The organism is Pantoea sp. R102 (assembly GCF_004916815.1).
Lineage (GTDB): Bacteria > Pseudomonadota > Gammaproteobacteria > Enterobacterales > Enterobacteriaceae > Pantoea > Pantoea dispersa.
Genome location: NZ_SDFT01000012.1, coordinates 1 through 20245, shown reverse-complemented (window position 1 = coordinate 20245; position 20245 = coordinate 1). Strand labels below are relative to the sequence as shown.

The 20245-nt window shown below is 50.2% G+C and carries 19 protein-coding genes and 1 riboswitch; of the genes, 13 read left to right on the top strand and 6 right to left on the bottom strand.

All coding sequences use genetic code 11. The features are described 5' to 3' along the window. The 10 genes from ERD80_RS22610 to ERD80_RS01630 all read left to right on the top strand — a co-directional run. On the top strand, window positions 1-203 hold a 203-nt coding region (locus tag ERD80_RS22610), incomplete at its 5' end, for a hypothetical protein (protein ID WP_211145553.1). 131 nt (window positions 204-334) lie between these two features. Then, window positions 335-5128 carry a hypothetical protein gene (locus tag ERD80_RS01665; RefSeq protein WP_136545582.1) on the top strand — a complete coding sequence of 1598 codons (4794 nt, stop codon included), beginning with the start codon at window positions 335-337 and terminating at the stop codon, window positions 5126-5128. A 76-nt stretch (window positions 5129-5204) separates the two neighbouring features. Then, a complete protein-coding gene (locus tag ERD80_RS01660) occupies window positions 5205-5420 on the top strand; it encodes a hypothetical protein (RefSeq protein WP_136545581.1) in 216 nt (71 codons plus the stop codon). A 13-nt stretch (window positions 5421-5433) separates the two neighbouring features. Further along, entirely contained in the window at window positions 5434-5604 is a 171-nt protein-coding gene (locus ERD80_RS22360) for a hypothetical protein (protein WP_168926241.1), read from the top strand. Beyond that, window positions 5604-6002: a hypothetical protein gene (locus tag ERD80_RS01655; protein ID WP_136545580.1), complete on the top strand. Its 399-nt coding sequence runs from the start codon at window positions 5604-5606 to the stop codon at window positions 6000-6002. The genes ERD80_RS22360 and ERD80_RS01655 overlap by 1 nt, the downstream gene beginning before the upstream one ends. A 38-nt stretch (window positions 6003-6040) precedes the next feature. Then, window positions 6041-6517, top strand: coding sequence for a hypothetical protein (locus ERD80_RS01650; protein ID WP_136545579.1), 477 nt, complete (start codon window positions 6041-6043; stop codon window positions 6515-6517). Window positions 6518-6609: 92 nt separating this feature from the next. Next, window positions 6610-6831, top strand: coding sequence for a hypothetical protein (locus ERD80_RS01645; RefSeq protein WP_136545578.1), 222 nt, complete (start codon window positions 6610-6612; stop codon window positions 6829-6831). An 18-nt stretch (window positions 6832-6849) separates the two neighbouring features. Further along, window positions 6850-8691, top strand: coding sequence for a hypothetical protein (locus ERD80_RS01640; RefSeq protein ID WP_136545577.1), 1842 nt, complete (start codon window positions 6850-6852; stop codon window positions 8689-8691). 147 nt (window positions 8692-8838) lie between these two features. Continuing rightward, window positions 8839-9135: a hypothetical protein gene (locus tag ERD80_RS01635; RefSeq protein WP_136545576.1), complete on the top strand. Its 297-nt coding sequence runs from the start codon at window positions 8839-8841 to the stop codon at window positions 9133-9135. Window positions 9136-9600: 465 nt separating this feature from the next. Then, window positions 9601-10140, top strand: coding sequence for a recombinase family protein (locus ERD80_RS01630; RefSeq protein ID WP_136545575.1), 540 nt, complete (start codon window positions 9601-9603; stop codon window positions 10138-10140). A 423-nt stretch (window positions 10141-10563) separates the two neighbouring features. Here ERD80_RS01630 and ERD80_RS01625 read toward each other — a convergent pair whose 3' ends face one another. From ERD80_RS01625 to ERD80_RS01615, 3 genes are all read right to left on the bottom strand, one after another. Then, the gene (locus tag ERD80_RS01625; protein ID WP_136545574.1) at window positions 10564-11226 is read right to left on the bottom strand and encodes a hypothetical protein; all 663 of its coding nucleotides are present in this window, start codon (window positions 11224-11226) and stop codon (window positions 10564-10566) included. Between the two features lie 39 nt (window positions 11227-11265). Beyond that, complete coding sequence (locus ERD80_RS01620; RefSeq protein WP_136545573.1) at window positions 11266-11472, bottom strand: hypothetical protein; 207 nt, start codon at window positions 11470-11472, stop codon at window positions 11266-11268. 163 nt (window positions 11473-11635) lie between these two features. Beyond that, the gene (locus ERD80_RS01615; RefSeq protein WP_136545572.1) at window positions 11636-12910 is read right to left on the bottom strand and encodes a tyrosine-type recombinase/integrase; all 1275 of its coding nucleotides are present in this window, start codon (window positions 12908-12910) and stop codon (window positions 11636-11638) included. Between the two features lie 66 nt (window positions 12911-12976). Next, a riboswitch (TPP riboswitch) is annotated at window positions 12977-13072 on the bottom strand. Between the two features lie 345 nt (window positions 13073-13417). Here ERD80_RS01615 and ERD80_RS01610 point away from each other — a divergent pair. Beyond that, window positions 13418-13615 (top strand): hypothetical protein, encoded by a 198-nt coding sequence (locus ERD80_RS01610; protein ID WP_136545571.1) that lies wholly within the window; start codon window positions 13418-13420, stop codon window positions 13613-13615. 52 nt (window positions 13616-13667) lie between these two features. Here ERD80_RS01610 and ahpF read toward each other — a convergent pair whose 3' ends face one another. Together ahpF and ahpC are read right to left on the bottom strand one after the other, a co-directional pair. Continuing rightward, the gene (gene ahpF / locus ERD80_RS01605) at window positions 13668-15236 is read right to left on the bottom strand and encodes an alkyl hydroperoxide reductase subunit F (protein WP_136545570.1); all 1569 of its coding nucleotides are present in this window, start codon (window positions 15234-15236) and stop codon (window positions 13668-13670) included. A gap of 70 nt (window positions 15237-15306) precedes the next feature. Further along, window positions 15307-15870, bottom strand: coding sequence for an alkyl hydroperoxide reductase subunit C (gene ahpC / locus ERD80_RS01600; protein ID WP_010617942.1), 564 nt, complete (start codon window positions 15868-15870; stop codon window positions 15307-15309). Window positions 15871-16160: 290 nt separating this feature from the next. Between ahpC and ERD80_RS01595 the strand changes: the two genes are divergently transcribed. After that, window positions 16161-16604, top strand: coding sequence for a GNAT family N-acetyltransferase (locus tag ERD80_RS01595; RefSeq protein ID WP_136545569.1), 444 nt, complete (start codon window positions 16161-16163; stop codon window positions 16602-16604). A 3-nt stretch (window positions 16605-16607) separates the two neighbouring features. Here the strand turns inward: ERD80_RS01595 and apbC are convergent, their stop codons facing one another. After that, on the bottom strand, window positions 16608-17720 hold the full coding sequence (apbC, locus tag ERD80_RS01590; RefSeq protein ID WP_058757266.1) for an iron-sulfur cluster carrier protein ApbC: 1113 nt from the start codon (window positions 17718-17720) through the stop codon (window positions 16608-16610). 162 nt (window positions 17721-17882) lie between these two features. Here apbC and metG point away from each other — a divergent pair, with 162 nt between their 5' ends. Beyond that, a complete protein-coding gene (metG, locus tag ERD80_RS01585) occupies window positions 17883-19916 on the top strand; it encodes a methionine--tRNA ligase (RefSeq protein WP_136545568.1) in 2034 nt (677 codons plus the stop codon). The last annotated feature ends 329 nt before the right edge of the window (window positions 19917-20245 follow it).

Here is a 20245-nt window from a genome sequence, read left to right as displayed (position 1 = left end):
TAAAGCCGTGGCGATTCAGTATGAACAATAAAAAGCCCACATCAATTCTTACCGTGCACTTTCCACCAGAGGTAATGAATTGGATTGATTCTGTACGTGGGAAGAAAAGCAGACAGGCTTGGTTATCTCGCCTGATGAAGGATATGAGAATCGACAATGAACTTGAAATTATTATTAGCCAGAGTGAACACGCTGGTAATTAAGGCAAAGGCTTACGTAGAGGCATTGGAGGCACCTACATGGAAGCATTGGATTATATTCTTCTTAGTTCTTGGCCTGCTTAAAATAGCGGCTCATTCCCACTAATAACAATTATAAAGGATAACAGAATAACATGGCCAATTACACTTTAGACGATTTCTTAGACAGTAACACAGGAAGCCTTAATGACTTCACTGATACTTCACTTGATTCATATGAACCACAGCCCGCTGTTGTTGCTGGTCCTTCAGTGCGAAACAGTGCCGCTACTGTTGCTTTGCTGAATGCTCCAACTGACCCAAGTCAGGTGATTCCCACTTACGACGCCATCACCTCAGAGCACTCACAGTTAGGCTACAGCCCTACACAGAATCAGATTCTTGATACGCGTAAGACGGAAGAGGCTTCAGCGTTTCAGCAGGCTATGTATGAATCTCTTGCTGACCCGACAGTGCCAGACCTGACAAAGCAGGGTGTTTTAATGGCCCATCAGAATGGGCAATTTGCCAAGAGCAACCTTCTCACCGCTCAGGGAATACTAGGCTCTCAGGAAGCAGCTGAGAACAACCCACAGGAAAGCGCAGAAGCCACTGTAAGCCGTGATTTGTTTGCTGCTGGTATGGACAGAGCCATTGAGTTTAAACGCCAGCAACAGGCCATCTACAACGCCACAGCGATGTCACAGGAAGAAGACGGGCTTACAGCTACAGCAACCAACTTTGTTGAAAACATGGTGCCGGGTGCCACCTCAGCTAAATCAGCTCGCCTGTATTCAAGTCTGAGCAATGACACTAAAGGCGTGATTGCCTCATTCTTCCTGCAAGGTACATCAAAAGCTGTGCTGGCTGACAAGTTCAATTCGCTTCCCCTTGACCAGCGCATGGCTGTTCTGGATGGCATTGCTACTACAGTGAACGGTGAAGGCCGCACTATTCTGTTACCAGCAGAGAAAGACAGTGCCAACCTCGAAGCCTTGCAGGCCATCACTCAATCAGGCAGCTACACAGTTACAGATGAAACGCTGGATAACTTAGGCGGCCTTCTTGATATGTCAGGCCTAGCTGTGCCCTTTAAGTTCGCTGCACGCCTCCTGAAGGCAGGCAAGACAGCTAAAGAGGCAGATGCATTAGTGCAGGCTGGCAAAGCCGGAGAAGCCGCTACAGACGCTGAGACAGCCATTCAGCAACGCCAAATGATGGCACAGCAGCAGCCCTCTGCTCCAATGGAAATCCTGAAGGATGCTAACCCGGACAAAGCACGCCGTGTAATGGCAGGTATTGCTCATGACGACACAGAGGAATTTGCACAGGCAATGACCGGCACAAGCAAAGAGAACGCTTTCGCTGGTTACATGGCAGCTCAGCCAAAGGCGGCAGATGGTACAGTGCAGAGCAGAGTGTACGACCCCACCCGCTATGACGATTTCCAGTATATGCCAGACAATGAAACGCTGGATTTAGTCCGTTCTGCCTCAGCTCCTAATCTCTCCACTGTTGAGAAGCGGCGCTTAGATTCCAATGTCACTCATGATTTCCGTAATGCTACCGGCTTAGTTAATCGCAGAGAGATGACGACTGTCGGCCCTAACGATGCTGGGAATGGCTTAGACATTTCAGCAGTGTATGGACCAACAGACTCAGGCTGGAGCAGCGTACAAGATGCCGTCTCACAAGCTCAGTTTGCTCTGCGTAAATACGGAGTGGATGAGAAGGACATTAACATCCTCGTTCGTGATGGGGATAGTTATCACCCCGTGCCATACAGCTCTCTCAAGAACGCTGAGGGTGAGGCGATGGGTGACTACCTGTTGCAGATTAAACAGGAATACGCCTACAGTGCCGGTGACTTAGCTGATAATGAGTTCTCAGTGTTCGATGTAGCGCGTAACTGGGGAAACCGTGCTGATGTGTTCTATGGCAAATCTGGCCGCGGCTCCATCACTTCGCAGGTGATTTCTCCGGAGGCTATGTTCGACCCCGAATACATGAAAGGGGCCGTGCTCTCTGACCTGAAAAAGGATGTTGTAGGAGAGCAGCTTGTTAAAGTGGCTAAGGGCTTCACTGATTCCTTACAGCCTCTGGCCCGTGAACGCCGTAATGCTATCATCGACACAATCAAAGAAGCTAACGCCAAAGGGGTAGCATACAACTACACAGACCTTGCTGGCCGTGGTTTCAATGAGGCAGAGATTCGTGCCTTCGAACAGTTCAAGAAGACACAGGACACTCTCTGGCATCTGACTAACGCTGATATGGTACGTAGCTACAAAACCCGTGGCTATGGCCGTATGGTTCACCCCCAGAGCGGATTAGATGTTATTGCCCGTCCTGTTTCTGTGAACAGTGTACGCAATCAAACAGCTGTCTATGATGCGGCCAAAGATGCAGTGATTTCCCTCACTCCTGCAGATCGTGCCCTTCTGAATTCACGCAGTGCAGGGATAGCTCAGCTAGCCCACCCGATTGAGATTGATGGTAAACAGGTGCTGCATGTGGTGAATGACAATCACGTAGCAGGGACATACATCCGAGCCCTCTCCGATGATGATACGGTGATGGCCTATCGCAAGGGCTATTATTCAGTACGCTACAACAATCCACATTTTATTGAGAAACAGCTTGTAGATGCAGATGGAATGTCGGTTAAAGATGAGCACGGACAAGACATCTGGCAGGCATATGCCACAGCTCCTGACATGCTCACAGCCAGCAAGGCTATTGAACGCTATAAGAAAGCCCGCCCCGGTGAATATCGTGTACGTGGTGATTTGAAGGGGGCTGAATATGACAAGGCCCACACACAGGCTATGTCAGCGGGGGGCCTCTCTGCTCAGCGTGTACGTGGTAAGCGCTTAGAAGATGCTATTGGCTCAAATGCCGAATTAGAGGGAGGCCACATTGAATCCCCTATTCAGGCAATGAACAGCAGCATTGAAAGCGTTGCTTCCCGCATCAGCTATCGTGACTGGATTGAGACAAGTAAGAAGCGCCTCATGGCTACTTACAGGGATGTTATGCCAACCCGAGACGGGAAGCCTGACTATCCCTCCAACATCTCTGAGATTAAGGGAGAGGGGAAACGCAAGGCAGCTGCAAGGGCGATGTATGAGCACATCCGGGCTATGGAAAACGGTTATGTCAACAGTCTTGATGATGTGACTAAATCTATTTTCTCTCAGGCTGCTGATGGCTTAGGGGGTTGGGCTGTGAAAGCTGGAGACAGCTTAGGCGGTAAGGTGTTTAGCGCTGCTGAGAAAGGCTCACGATCACTGGCAGAGGGAAGCCCTACAGCCGTTCTCCGCTCTCTTTCGTTCACAATGATGATTGCCCTTAACCCATTCCGACAATTAGCTGTACAGGCCGCACAGGCTCTTATGACGGTAGGTAGGCACCCAACTTACATTGCTCACCTCTTCGATGATGTTACGCTCCTGATGCTGGATAAGTTTAACCCTAACGCCCCTGAACAATTCTATAAACTGTTTGGCCGCAGTAAAGCAGAATTCAAGGCCATGAAGGCTGCTATGGAAAAGTCAGGTGTAACTAAGGGTATTAGCCGTCATGAGATGGTACAAGGCATGATGGCAACCAATGCGGATTTGTCTGTAGGCTATGCAAGCCGTGCAGCCAACCTAACGAGTAAAGGGGTTAAAAAGACCCTCAGCGCACCCCGCAGGTTTGGCTTTGACGCTGGCGAGTATTTTGTACAGGCATCTTCGTATTTCGCCCACTATGACGCAGCATTAAAGGCTTCAGTTAAGGCTGGCAAGGGAACAACCCTCCCCGCTACCACGCTGCAACAGGTGGCTAATGATGCACGTCAGTTCACAGGCAACTTCTCCCGCTCCGGTCAGATGGCGCTTAACCACAACGAGCTAAGTGTGATTGGTCAGTATGGTCAGGTTCCTTTGAAAATGATTGGGCTTCTCTTCAACCGGGGGATTCCTGTGAAGAACAGAGTAGGTATGGCAGCGTTTGCTGTGTCCATGTTTGGTGCACCAGACTGGCTTGGCGACATGCTCTCTGAATACCTCCCGGAAGATGAGACACAGCGTGAGTTGATATTGGGTGGACTGTCCAACGTCTTGACTAACGGAATGATTGAGGCCGTGTGGGGCCAGAAATCACAAGTTGATTGGGGCGGTGGCATCAACCCATATGACCCACAAGGCGTAATTGATATGGTTGGGCATCTGTTCTCAGATGGAATCGGAGAAGCAATTGCAAACGCCCCTGTTGGTTCTCTCCTGATGGGCAGCAATCCCCGTATCACCAACTTAGTACGTGACATCGGATACGCATCTGGTTTAGTGGCAGACCCGTCAGATGATACCAGTGTGGAGAAATGGCACGCTGTAATGAGAGATGTAGCCAACCTGTCATCAGGGCTTTCAAATGGCTATAAAGCGTGGCTCATGCTCAAGTATCAACGCGAGTATTCAGCTACAGGCGCTATGACCCGTGATAATGTCACAACACCAGAAGCATTTGCTAAGGCGTTAGGTTTTCAAAGCCTTGCTCAGGCACGTAGCTTTGCAGTGACTGATGACATCAGAGCGGAACACGATAAATATAATGCTGACATTGACCAGTATTTTAATGACGTGTCACGGCGCATGGTGGCTGAGGGAGTTACGGCAGACCAGCAGCAATATCTCATCCGTATGTCTCAATATGGTATGTCAGCTTTCCCGAATAACGTAGCAGCTCATAAGCGCTGGATGGCAAATATGATGAAGCAAATCGAAGGTGGTGACCGCCGACTGTTCGATTCCATTATGTCTGCCTCTGGCTGGGCTACTCGTGAAGACGTGATAGGCTGGATTAATAAAGCTACTCTCTCACCTGAGCAACGTGCGGCATTGTTAAACATTGCCAAATGGAGCTATCCAGATGATGAGTTGAAGCAAATGAACAAACTGAAATAAGAATTCGGGCCAGCTTTCTAGAGGCTGGCTCGTTTCCCCTACCCTCTCAAAACAATAAAAAACAGAGATAAATAACATGCGACACACAGGAACTTCATTTGCTGAAGCTCGGGCCAACCGCACCCGTAAATATGATGAGAAGATTAAGCCAATTGTAGAAGACCTTTTAGGTTATGGCTTAGGTAACGCAGCTTTAGCCAACGCCCTTAATACTAAAGGCCATGTTACGGTTACTGGAAAAGAATACACTACAGCAAGCGTTGTAGCGCTCCTGGCGCGATTATACAAATAAGGCAGGGAAATGTATGGCTAAGTATTCTAAGAAGGCCAGAGACGCGTTTAAAGCGGAAATGGCACGTAAGCATATCTATTGGGAACAGTTACTAGAAGAGTCTGCCCGCTATACATTCGACTGGACAGAACGAGTTTTATTAAGCGCATACCGTCGCAATTATATTTCACAGGAAAAAGAATAATGAGTGAATCACTTTTTAATAATGCTGACGCCACCGCATCAAGTTTTGACATTGAGGCAATCATGCAACAACTAATGCAGCAAACGGGCTGCTCCGCTCAGGAAGCAGCAGATGCTGTAGCACGTCAACTGGCTAAAAGATCTCAGAGCAAGCAGGTTCCACAGGAAACCTTCTCATCTCTTTATGGCCGGGAGGCACAGGCGGATTACATGCGCCGTATCCGTGAGAGTGTGAACACCGAATACTTTATGACTCCAGCAATGAAAGATATTCAACGCGGTGATGTAGCCGTGGCGGAGGCTCAAGCCCAATTTGCCGAGAACATGAAAAACAAAGCACGCGGTAACACTAACGCAAACGCTATTGATTTCTTCCGTAAGGCCCGGTCGGAAGACTGAGTCTTTTTCGGAAGTAGGTATTTAAGGGGAATGTCGCAGTGAATAAGAACTGGAGTATTGGACAGCAGCAAGCCAGAGCTAATGCCCGTCAATCTCAACGCATTCAGCGAAAACGAGATAACCAGATGGGCCTGACTCACACACCTGCACAGTCTGCTATTAACTTCTCGTATAAAGGTGTAATTATCCGCAAGGAGAATCACGAATACGTAATAGCTAAACAAGTGATGATTAGCGGGTGTGACACCTCAAAGATTGACGGTATATGGAACAGCGGAACGGCTTTAGCCGGGGCTATAGACTATATGCTGGAGACAGCTAAGGCTGAACGTTTGGCGGAAGTTAGAGAGAACCATCGCAACTGGACATGTCAGCGCTGTAAGGTTACTTGCCTATATGATAAAGCATACGAAGAATTTATAGACACTCCGCGCCCTCACATTCATTGCAAGTATTGCGGGTTTAATACTGTACTTAGTGAGGTAAATACAGCTTCTGATGAAGTAATGAGGTGATGGCATGTTATTTCTTTGCTGTGTAGCTCTTCTGAACTTATTCATGCCAGACATTATGAAATACCTATTCAGACTCTTTAAGGGAAAAAAGAATGAACAATATCGAACAATTATTAATGGAATCCACAGAAGCCTTGAACGAGGCTCAATTCGAGATTAGCCGCTGGTGCCGTATTCTTGAGGCTACGCCAATCACAGACAAAAGCCTTATCTGCGTTTGTGTAGAAGCCTTAGCCGCTTGGAATAAGAAACACGAGTATTGCCTATCTCAGATTTCTTATCTCAACAACAGCACACAGCTGGCATTGCATTAATTCAAAGGAGAATAACAAATGGCTTTATTTGACCAACAGGACATTGCAGCACCACAGGGCAGCGTAGCTCCTACACAGGCTGTAGCGCCTGTATCGAATAACACAGCGGGTGCAGTGATTGGGGGCATTACTCAGCTTGCTCAGGTTGGCGCACAACTGTGGGCACAGAACACCGCTAAAGAACAGAAAGCTAAGCAGGCCACTGCCGTTACGCAATACGCTCAGAATATTACAGCTCTGAATGAAGGCGTATCACAGGGGAAATTTTCACAGGCTGAAGCTCAGCGCCGTCAGCGCGTTCTGTTCAATCAGGCAATTGCTAACAATCCCACCCTAACAGAAGACTTTGTATCCCTAAACACTAAGCTGGCTGGTTCGGCTGGTCTAGGGGATACGCTGGCACAGGGCACAGCCGTAGAACAGCAATATCAAGCTGACCTCAAGAAGGCTACAGGTTCTGGCTGGATTCATGAAGGCATGACCGCTTCACAGCAGGAAGACGCTGTAGAGCATATGCGCCAGCAGGAACACGCAGCGCAGCAGATGGATTTCTACAGTAAGCAGCTGAGCATTCAAAATCAGAAGCTGGGCCTTCAGGAGAAGCGTGCCAACATTGCTAACGCTCAGGCACAGCGTGCTAATGCTGTTATGGAAGCCAAAATGAAAGCTAACCAGCTTCAGGTGCGTAATGGCCTGAATGGTGCTGTACAGGCTGAATATGACCGCCAGCGCTCTCAAATTGAAAGCATTCAGAAGAACTCTGTAATGACTCCTGAGCAGAAAGCTATGGCTGTTCAGAAGCTTCAGCAGGACTTTAACAGCCAGCTCATGCAGTATCGCGGTATTGCGGGAAGTGATTATGTTGATGGCCTGACTAAACCCTTTGCGGATATGTACAAGGCCGGACAGGATTATGTATCTGGTAAAACATCAGCGGATATCTATCAACATCAGCTGGACAGTGCACAGACTAAAGCTCTGTTGCCATTTGCTGCTGACCCACAGATGGCAGCTGACTTAGCCGCTACTAAGCTGCTGGGAAGCAACACGCCTCCCTCTGTAATGTCTCGCCTGTCTAACAATCTGGCTAGCCGTATGGCAGAGATTCAGAAAGGCTCTGGTGTCACCTACAATCCAACGTCCCCTAGCGCTGGCGATAAAGCTGACACTAAGACGCATGTAGACATTCTGAAATCCACCATTGACCAGCTCGACCAGAAATCTCCCCTCATCCGTCCAGAGGATAAGGCTGGCGTTGAGGCTGAATTGCATAAGAACGTTAACGCTATCTTAGGTGGTACTGTTGACTTTGCCTCTTCTCAGAAGACGCCTAACCAAATGAACAACGTTATGGACTTCATTGCTTCGCCTCAGTTCCTGAAGTATATGAAGAACGGCGGTACAATTGATGAAAACGTATCAGCTAACATTGAGAACGTAATCGGCACCAACTACACCGACAAGCTTGCCCCTGTGATTCAACAGGCGTGGAAAGATGCTCAGGTAACTACTGGCTTCTCTGTTGATACAGGCGCTAAGAGCAACCTTAACGTTGGCTTTGCCAATGTGCAGGAACAGCAAGCAGGTGTAGACAGCGCTCTTGAGTACACCTTCCGTAATGGCTCTCTCACCTTCCGCCCTAAGAAAGGATATGAGGGTAACCCGGCTGTCATTGCTAAGGCTAAAGATCTCAACCAGCAGATTAGCCCTCTGGTTAATAAAACTGTCCGTGCTGCTGCACATCTACAAGGAAATGATGATTTCGATTCTGCATTTAAGAAATATGAAACTGAGTTCTTTGGAGAGCCTAATGTCCAGCCAGTGGCCCCGGCAGGCGGTGAAAGCGTGAATGGCCGTTAAGGCCTCTAGGACGCTCTAGGAGCAATTCTAAGCCCTTCTAATGCAGACGTAATTCTCAAGGCCTAAGAGTGGCTCAAGGAGCGGTACAGGGGCTTATTCTTTGATGTACGATACACACCAATAATAATATAAAGGAGCCATCATATAATGGCAGAACTCACTCTCACTCCATTAAACAATACTGCTTTTAACGGTTCATTTGTAAACCAACTGAATAATAATCTCATCAAGCTGGCCGATGCTTTAAATTCTTCTGTCTTAATGAGGGACAATGCCACTACAGGGCAAACCTCTATGCATACAGACTTAGACCTGAATGGCTTTGCAATTCTTAATGCCACTCTCGGGAATAATGCCCTTCCTGTAGTGGAACTTATAGCTCGCCTAAAACAGGCAGAAGCAGACATTGCAGACCTGAAGACTAGGATAGCTGCAAAGGGCTAAGGAAGGGGGCAATCTAACAGATTGTAAGTTATACATGTCGTCACCAACAATTACCGCAATAGATGTCCTGCTCATCTCACTGGGCATAGCCCCCATTAAATATCTGGTGGGGTGGTGGATGAAGCACAGAGCAAAGAAGCGCGAGAAGGCAATACAGAAGGTAGTTGAAGAAGCGCTGAAGAAAGAAGGGAAATGAACAAAGAGCAAGGACGCTCTCTACCTCGGACATAGGCCTATTTCTGCTAGAAACTGGGAAATAGCTATGCAAGTAGTCAGCCCCCCCCGGTACACCCCCTTCATACCCCCTGAGCAAGTGCCAGAGGAAATTTAAAAGGGAGGGGAACAATCAGCTAGTAGATCAATATAAAGATCTCCCGTCAAGACATTTAATTTGTGTACACAGTCTTGTGAAATAGTGGACACTGCATCACAATGAATACTTAATTAACTACATGGGTATTAGTGATGAAATACGGATACGCACGAGTGAGTACACAGGAACAGAATACAGGCTTACAGGTAGCCGCATTAACTGAGCTTGGCTGTGAGCGTGTGTATCAGGAGAACATCTCAGGGAAGAATGCTGAGAGGCCTGAGCTAATGCGTTTGCTTGCTGATGTACAGGCAGGTGATACGGTAATTGTAATGAAGCTAGACCGCTTAGCACGTAATACGCGTGATGCTCTGTCTATTGCTGATGAGCTGAAAGCTAAAGGTGTTGGCTTAGTGTGCATGGACTTAGGGCAGACAGACATCAATTCTGATATTGGTCGGGTTATCTACACTGTGATTGCTGCTGTTGGTGAGTTTGAACGTAAGCGTATCTTAGAGCGTACTAACGAGGGTAAGAGAGCAGCAATGGAACGCGGTGTCACTTTCGGCCCTAAGCCTGATGCAGGCCTTCATGCCAGTATACGCAAGCTATACGCTGAGGGAATGAACAAGCTAGCCATCAGTAAGCATCTATCTATCTCCCGCACTACCGTGCACAAGGTGTTAGGCTAACTATTTCGGAAGTAGGTATTAGAGAGATCAACATCACCTCTCCTGCTTAACTTGGTTTATTTCGGAAGTAGTATATATACAACCTGTAAAGTCAGTCAGGACATAGGGGATTATATTACTGTACTAATTTCGGAAGTAGTGTATTACCGCATCTGGCGATGCGCATTCCGACGTACCCATGTGGCCTCACGGACGAACACTCCCCGTGGCTGTTAGTCAGAGTGACTAACGCCAGTGCCCCCACCCTACTCTTTCCTTTCATAAAGCTATCATAGACCATCAAATTAGCCCCCTGAATTTATATGGTACGGTATGGACTGTTATATTTCCTTCCCTATACACTGGCTACAATACACTTGTTCACAGGAGTAAACAGGAGTCATTAAAGTAGTGAACGCAGCTAAAGCTGCACACTCTATATCATCAACGCTCTTCTATAAATCTAAGGAAATTGTCACCCATTTGAGTGGTGAACTTCTGCCCCAACCCTTGCGACGAAAGCCCGCCCTGTAGAGAATCGACAGTTATCAAACCAGAATTATAAAGCTCTTTCCATATTTGAGTTACTAATCCTTCCTGCTTATCAAGTTCAGGATATGTTGATACCAGAATAGGTCTTAACGATCCCATCATAACATTGGGTGGAACTTTCCTACTTAAAGCAAAACGAAGGATTTTGATATGAAGAACAGTAAACTGGTCAATGTAATTTAAATAAATATGTTGAAGAGACTCATCTATTTCAAGCCCTTCCGCAACATTCACGATAGCATTCCTAAGAGCTTGCAATTTTTCTTCCTGATGTGTCTTCATTGCAAGATGAGACGCGTAGAATACAGCGGAAATAAACTGTTCATTTTCCTTCAGCTCATCAACCTTCAATCCTTTCTCTTGAAGTTCTTCAATTGCATCTACAACCCTGTGCATCCACTGGATTTTTCTTTTCTGAAATGGTGACTCTATAACAGTTGAGAAAATTTCTGCTAAAGCCCCTCCAGCTAAAGGAACTTCACCTAAAGCTGTTTTGATTGCTGTGTGGACATAGTCTTTGCCCGTTTCTTTAGGCACTTCAAGTTCTTTAGCCATATTGAGCCTCAGTAAGTGGGAATCCTTTCCCGGTGACACTCACTCCAAACGGTGAAGCTGACCCTTCACATAATCAAAAAATTCTTTGTGAGTAACAGTTGTTTTACCCAGCTTCGTCTTAAGCTCAACCCCCATTGTGCGCAGAGTTTTACGGTTGGTTTCGGTTTGACGCTTTCCGACTTTGGTTAAGACGTAATTTAATTCGTAATCTTGAGAAAAGTTAACTAACTCGTGGTCACTTGGCATTTCTTGATTCCCTCTGAAAGCAAACTAAAGCAGTAGTAGTTAAACAACCTTCCATAAGAAACATCCTAAACAACAGTTAATATTACCTAACATTTAGAGATGCTTTGCAAGATCATTTTTTCACTAACATGCACTACACGCCTTAAACGTGAGCTTAATCAAATCACATGACCATCCAGTTTAGTTTATCAATGACATAGCTTACTGTCGTAATAGGAAAAGTGTGCATGTATCTTCTTGTGATGCCTGTCCCTGATTTCTCATGACCAATCACCTGCTGCAAATGCGCAACATTTATCATCCATCCTGATGCAGCAGTGACAACACTATGCCTAAAGCTGTGAACAATGCGGCGCTGATTATGTATGTCCCTGTATGGAATCCCCAATCTCTCCCTAAGCTCCGACATCGCCTTACTGATCTTATTCATGTTAGAGCCTGACACTTCAGGGAATAACTGATGGTCACAGCTTTCGACAAACTCAAGGAAACCAAGCTCAATAAGATGTGGATGGAGCGGCACTTGCCTAGCTGCGTTATCGGTCTTGCCGTCAGTAATGAGCAGATAATGACGAATGCTATCATCATCAAAACACACCTGAGTTTTGGTTAGCGTTGCTATCTCACCACGCCTAGCGCCAGTGTAGGCCAGCAGTAAGATAATCCACTTGAGCCACCCATCAGCATGATTGATTGCGTAAGAGACAAATGAGCGCATCTCTCCAACAGAGTAAGCACCGAATCTTTTCGATGATGGAGGAGCTGTTAAACCGTCTGTTGGGGATTTGGTTAGTATCCCCTTCTCATCCGTTAGGAAAGTTTTGAATAGAGATTTATACAGCTTCAGGTGCTTATGTATTGCTTCCGTGCCTATTAAATCTTCCTCAGCTACATCATCGCAAGCTAACAACTGCTGAATAGTCATGGCTCTGTAAGGCTGTACGACTCGTTTTGGCAGCCCTTCCACAGCTTCCATCACATTATGTATATCTCGTTTACTGATTCCCTCTACATCGCTTTCTGGGCCTAAAACAGCCAGTAATGGCTCTATGTATCGGTCATTGGCTGAAGCAATGGCAGTTGTCCAATTAGCCCCCCGCTGAGCTTTGTATTGATTCCAAGCTTCGCCAAGCGTGAGAGCTGGGGCCTTAACAATAACGGAAGTAGGGTTAGCCACTGGAAAAGAAAGCGCTGTGCCTGCCCTCTTAACCATCCTATCTTCAATTAACGAGCTAATAGCATGGTTGAAATCTCCGGGCGAAAGTACACCCCCCTTAACCATCAGGAGCTGAGGCATTAAAGCTATCATCAATGCATTAGCTTCCCTGTGGCTGTCTGTGTCCAGAGAACGCCTGAACATTTTTCCATCAGGGAGGGAGAATTGAACGTAGTAGATTGAGCTGCGTTTGAAGGTATATCGAATGCGTTTAGATAACAAAGCTGTCCCTCATCTTGTATCAGTAGTGAATGAAAACAAGATGGAAATAACTTTATCTATATGAAATAAAAGGAAAAACAACCCCCTACGCTGGCATTATCCAGATCAGGTATTACGGGTATTTCTCAGCCTTCACAAAGAAGGGCACCCCGAGTCATGCACGTCCATGTCAGACATGCCTTCACAGCATAAAGGGTCAGCTTAAAGTTGTAAATCCTGCGGCGGGTGCGCTTTTTTTGCCGGGCAACGATGAGCAAAAATACGTGCGCCATCAATTTTCATGATTTTTTGATCATCAGGAAAATATAAACAAATCGACGGAGATCAATTTCCCCAAAATACCGAAAATTCATCAGGATAGTTAATTTAATCTGCCGGGGCAGTATCCGGGAAATAAACAGAAGAAAGCGCGCAACTTGATTAATATCAAACCGGCCGGCAGCGTAACACGGCCTAATTCCCTTCCGGATTTGAAGACCGCTGTTTCACCTTCACCCGGAATCGCTAATGACTTTATTCAGTTTTCTTCCGCACGTGCATTACTGGCACAATATCACCATTTCCCGTCAAGGCGCCGTTGCCCCCGGCGGCCGTTACAGGTACTCCACGTACCTCGAAGCCGAATGCAAACGCTGCGGCGAACGTATCCATAAAATCTATTATCGCGATATCAGCGATGAACAGGCGCGTCGCTGGCTGGGATAAAAAAAAGCCCCGCAACACAGGTTGCGGGGCGCTTGCGTGGCTATCGCAAAACTTATTCAGCCGGTTTGGTGCGGATCAGGTAATCAAACGCGCTCAGTGACGCTTTGGCCCCTTCACCGCTGGCAATGATAATCTGCTTGTACGGCACGGTGGTGCAGTCGCCGGCGGCGAATACGCCTTTCAGGCTGGTTTCGCCTTTGGCGTCGATCAGGATCTCGCCCATGCGGTTGCGCTCGACTGCGCCTTCCAGCCAGTTGGTGTTGGGCAGCAGACCAATCTGGACGAAGATACCGCTCAGCGCCAGTTCGTGGCTGGTCTGGTTATTGCGGTCGATGTAGGTCAGACCGGTAACTTTGCTGCCGTCGCCTGTCACCTCGGTGGTCTGCGCGTTCAGGATTACATCCACGTTTTTCAGGCTGCGCAGTTTATCCTTCAGCACTTTATCGGCGCGCATTTCGCTGGCGAATTCCAGCAGCGTAACGTGCTCGACAATACCGGCCAGGTCGATGGCCGCTTCAACGCCGGAGTTACCGCCACCGATCACCGCCGTGCGTTTGCCTTTAAACAGCGGGCCGTCACAGTGCGGGCAGTAGGTCACACCTTTGGTGCGATACTGCTCTTCGCCCGGAACGCCCATGTTGCGCCAGCGTGCGCCGGTAGCAATGATGATGCTGCGTGATTTCAGCACCGCGCCGGACGCGGTTTCGATGGCGTGCAGACCGCCCTCTTTCGCTGCCGGAATCAGCTTGATGGCGCTCTGGGTGTCGATCACGTCAACGTCATAGTCATCAACGTGCGCACGCAGGGAACCGGCGAGCTTCGCCCCTTCGGTTTTTGGCACGGAGATGTAGTTTTCAATGTCAACCGTGTCCAGCACCTGGCCGCCAAAGCGCTCGCCCATCAGGCCGGTACGGATGCCTTTACGCGCCGAGTAGATGGCCGCCGCAGCGCCCGCCGGGCCGCTGCCGACGATCAGCACTTCATACGCATCACGCTTGTTCAGCTCTTCTGCCGCGCGTTTGTCCGCGTTGGTGTCTACCTTACCGACGATTTCTGCCAGGCTCATGCGGCCCTGACCGAACTCTTTGCCGTTGAGGTAAACCGCCGGCACGCCCATCACGTTGCGCTCGGTGATTTCATTCTGGAACATGCCACCGTCGATGGCGGTGTGACGGATGCGCGGGTTGAGCACCGCCATCAGGTTCAGCGCCTGAACCACGTCCGGACAGTTGTGGCACGACAGAGAGTAATAGGTTTCGAAATGCAGGTCGCTGTCCAGCGCAACAACCTGATCCAGCAGGCTCTGCGCCTCTTTCGACGGATGTCCACCGGTCTGCAGCAGTGCCAGCACCAGTGAGGTAAATTCGTGGCCCATTGGCGAACCGGCAAAGCGCGGACCGCTGTGGCTGCCTGGGTTAGTAATCAGGAATGATGGTTTACGTACCGGTTGATCGTTCTCTTCACGGAAGCTGACTTTATCAGACAGACTCGCGATATCGGTCAGCAGAGTACGGATCTCTGCGGATTTTGCGCCATCGTCCAGTGTGGCAATCAACTCAACCGGTTTCGTTAGTTTCTCAAGGTAGGCCTTGAGCTGGGTTTTTAAATTGGTGTCGAGCATAGTGAGTTCCTGTGAAGAAAATCGGGTGCCGCAGCACCCGATGGAAGAAAGATCAAAGGGCGTTGGTAACTTAGATTTTGCCAACCAGGTCCAGTGATGGAGCCAGCGTTGCGTCGCCTTCTTTCCATTTAGCCGGGCAAACTTCACCTGGGTGAGAAGCCACATACTGAGCCGCTTTCACTTTACGCAGCAGGTCAGACGCGTCACGGCCGATGCCTTCTGCAGTGATTTCGATGGCCTGGATGATGCCTTCCGGGTCAACGATGAAGGTACCGCGGTCAGCCAGACCTTCTGCTTCACGCATGATTTCGAAGTTACGGGTCAGAGCACCGGTCGGGTCGCCGATCATCGCATACTGGATTTTCGCGATGGTGTCTGAAGAACCGTGCCAGGCTTTGTGGGTAAAGTGCGTGTCAGTTGAAACGGAGTAGATGTCTACGCCCAGTTTCTGGAACTCTTCGTAGTGGTCTGCCACGTCACCCAGTTCAGTCGGGCATACAAAGGTGAAGTCAGCCGGGTAGAAGAAGAAAACACTCCATTTACCTTCAACGTCTTTCTCGGTTACGTCGATGAATTCGCCGTTTTTGAATGCAGCGTTTTTGAACGGTTTGATTTTGGTATTGATGATAGACATGGGTGACCTCCGTTAAAAAGATGTGATGCAGGCTACATAATTTTCGGGCCAACTTCTAATATGCAGACGTTATCAATCAGATAATCAAAAGCTATCAAAGTGCCGACGCCAGATTTGATGCGGCTTGCCGCGGCATTCTACACAGAAAAGCTGCAGAGTTAACAGGCTTTATCTTTACGCGCGGCAACTGCTATTTTTTTATAAACATTCAATCATCTTTGCTGCACGATTCAACTGCGTGCACAACGCCGCTACAAAACGTGCCCGCTTACTCGTCATGGAGTCTGGAAGTGAAAATTCGTCTTTTTGAAGAAGCCGACCGCCCTTTCTTACGCACGCTGTATCTCGCGGCGCGCCGTCATAACTGGACATGGCTGGCCGGCGACGACTGGCAGCTGGAAGATTTCGACGCGATTATTCCCGGTGAAACGGTACTGGTAGCGGAGATCGACGGCCACCGCGCAGGGTTTGCCGGCGTGATGGATAACGATAATTTTTTGCACAGTTTGTATGTTGATCCGGCCTTTCAGGGCCAGGGCGTCGGCAGTGCACTGCTGAACGCGGTGCAGCAGCATTTTACCTCCACCGGCGCGCTGAAATGTCTGCTTCAGAACGAAGCGGCGCTGCAGTTTTATCAGCAGCACGGCTGGCAGCGCGAAGCGCTGGGAGAGAGCGAACAGGGCCAGTACGTGTTGATGCATCTGCCGCTGGCGTCACGCACCAGCGGCAGCTAAGGCTTAAACCGCGCGGAAGGCGATGTCGCCCGGAATCACCTCACCCTGCCAGTAAAGCTGGGCGGCAACCCGGCCCGCAAGTTCACGATACAGCGCGGTGAATTCACTCTCCGGACGGCGAATCACGGTCGGTTCACCGTCGTCGAGATCTTCGCGCAGATTAATGTGCAGCGGTAGCTGAGCCAGCAGGCGGGTGTGATAATCCTCAGCCAGCTTCTGCGCACCGCCGGTACCAAAAATCGGCTCATGATGGCCGCATTCGCTGCAGATGTGCATGCTCATGTTTTCCACCACGCCCAGCACCGGCACGCTGACTTTTTCGAACATCACCATGCCCTTGCGCGCATCAATCAGCGCAATATCCTGCGGCGTGGTCACCACCAGCGCGCCGGTCACCGGCACGTTCTGCGCCAGCGTCAGCTGAATGTCACCGGTGCCCGGCGGCATATCCAGAATCAGGTAATCGAGATCCGGCCACAGCGTTTCGTTCAGCAGCTGCATCAGCGCCTTGCTGGCCATCGGTCCGCGCCACACCATGGCGTTATCGTCGGTCACCAGATAGCCGATAGAGTTGGTTGCCAGGCCGTGCGCCATGATCGGCGCCATGTGCGTGCCATCCGGCGAGGTGGGGCGCTGCTTTTCGGTGCCGAGCATGTCCGGGATCGACGGGCCGTAAATATCCGCATCAAGAATACCGACGCGCGCGCCTTCGGCCGCCAGCGCCAGCGCCATATTCACAGCGGTGCTGGATTTGCCCACGCCACCTTTACCGGAGCTGACGGCGACGATGTTTTTCACCCCGTTGACGCCCGGCTGATTTTTCACGCGTTTCAGGGTGGCGATGTCATGACGCAGCCGCCAGTCGATGGCGCGCGTGTTGGTCAGGCGCAGCAGTTCCGCGCTGGTCTGGGCTTTCAGCGCCTCAAACGCGCTGGCCCAGGCAAATGGCATCACCAGTTCAATGTGCAGCTTGTCGTCGAGCAGCGCCACGTGACGCAGCGCTTTGAGGGTAGTCAGATTGTGTTGCAGCGTCGGATGCTCAAACTCGCTCAGCACGCCGATAACCACGGCGCGCAACGCTTCAGGTGAATGATGGTCCCGGGATTGTGCGGTCATCCCAACTCCTTATTTAGTCATGACGCCAGACGATGGCGGTGTGCCATCAATCATATCAGATAGGCGCTAAAAGTGACGTGGCCGAGCTGCTGTGTTTACGCCAGAGGGTGCTTCGGTTAACATCTAAGCCCGATTTTTTATTCACGGAATGCTACGCAAATTATGACTCAAGTCGCTAAAAAACTACTGGTAACGTGCGCCCTGCCGTACGCAAACGGCTCTATCCACTTAGGTCACATGCTTGAACACATTCAGGCTGACGTGTGGGTCCGTTACCAGCGAATGCGTGGCAATCAGGTGTTTTTCATCTGTGCGGACGACGCCCACGGCACGCCGATCATGCTGAAAGCCCAGCAGCTGGGTATCGCGCCGGAGCAGATGATTGCGGAAATGAAGCAGGAGCATGAGACCGATTTCGCAGGTTTCAACATCAGCTATGACAATTATCACTCCACACACGGCGACGAAAACCGCCAGCTGTCTGAGCTGATTTACACGCGCCTGAAAGAGAACGGTTTCATTAAAAACCGCACCATTTCGCAGCTGTACGATCCGGAAAAAGGCATGTTCCTGCCTGACCGCTTCGTCAAAGGCACCTGTCCGAAATGTAAATCGCCCGATCAGTACGGCGATAACTGCGAAGTGTGCGGCGCGACCTACAGCCCGACCGAGCTGATTGAGCCGAAATCGGTGGTGTCAGGTGCGACGCCGGTGATGCGCGATTCTGAACACTTCTTCTTCGATCTGCCGTCCTTCAGCGCGATGCTGCAGGCGTGGACGCGCTCCGGCGCGCTGCAGGAGCAGGTGGCAAACAAGATGCATGAGTGGTTTGAAGCCGGTCTGCAACAGTGGGATATCTCCCGCGATGCGCCGTACTTCGGCTTCGAAATCCCTGGCGCGCCGGGCAAATACTTCTACGTCTGGCTGGATGCGCCCATCGGCTACATGGGGTCGTTTAAGAACCTGTGCGACAAACGCGGCGACATTGATTTCGACGAGTTCTGGAAGAAAGATTCCAGCACCGAGCTGTATCACTTCATCGGCAAAGACATCGTCTATTTCCACAGCCTGTTCTGGCCAGCGATGCTGGAAGGCAGCAATTTCCGCAAGCCGACCAACCTGTTTGTGCATGGTTATGTCACGGTGAACGGCGCGAAGATGTCGAAATCGCGCGGCACCTTCATCAAAGCCAGCACCTGGCTGCAGCATCTTGATGCCGACAGCCTGCGCTACTACTACGCGGCCAAGCTCTCTTCGCGCATCGACGATATTGACCTTAATCTGGAAGATTTCGTCCAGCGCGTGAACGCTGACATCGTTAATAAAGTGGTGAACCTCGCCTCACGCAACGCCGGCTTTATCACCAAACGCTTTAACGGCCAGCTGGCAAGCGAACTGGCAGATCCGGCGCTGTATCAGACCTTTGTTGATGCGTCAGAGAAGATCGGTGAAGCCTGGGCCAGCCGCGAATACAACCGTGCGATCCGCGAGATCATGGCGCTGGCCGACCTGGCCAACCGCTACGTTGACGAGCAGGCACCGTGGGTGGTGGCGAAACAGGAAGGCCGCGATGCCGACCTGCAGGCGATTTGCTCCATGGGCATCAACCTGTTCCGCGTGCTGATGACCTGGCTGAAGCCGGTGCTGCCGTCGCTGAGCGAGCGCACAGAAGCCTTCCTGCAAAGCGAACTGAGCTGGGATGGCATTGCGCAGCCGCTGCTCAACCACAGCGTAGCGCCGTTTAAAGCGCTGTATGGTCGTATTGAGATGGCAAAAGTGGAGGCGCTGATTGCGGCTTCGAAAGAGGACGCAGCGGCGGCGAACCAGCCGGCGGCAAGCGGTCCACTGGCCGATGCACCGATTGGCGAGACCATCACCATTGATGACTTCGCCAAAGTCGACATGCGCGTGGCGCTGATCGAGCAGGCTGAGCTGGTAGAAGGTTCCGATAAGCTACTGCGTCTGCAGCTGGATCTGGGTGGCGAGAAGCGCCAGATTTTCTCTGGCATTCGCGCCGCTTATCCGGATCCGTCGGTGCTGGTGGGCAAGATGACCATCATCGTCGCCAACCTGGCGCCGCGCAAAATGCGTTTTGGCGTGTCCGAAGGCATGGTGCTGTCTGCCGGCCCTGGCGGCAAAGATCTGTTTGTGCTGTCCGTGGATAGCGGTGCCCAGCCGGGTATGCCGGTGAAGTAAGGGTTGGTGCGCTCTGGCCCTCACCCTAACCCTCTCCCGCTTGCGGGAGAGGGAACCGCTGAGTGCGGGGTTTGGGTTCAGAGCCATGCCTGCACATAGCAAAACACCACATAAGACTACCCCCTCTCCCGCGTGCGGGAGAGAGAACCACTGAGTGCGGGGGTCTGGGTTCAGAGCCAGGCCTGCACCTCGTTCGCTTGTCTCCCTCTCCCGCTTTTGCCGGTGGGGCCGAACAGCGCACGTTGTTACCCATGTATCAAACCTGCACATAGCAAAACCCCGCACAAGGCTACCCCCTCTCCCGCCTGCGGGTGTACAGTCCGGGGACA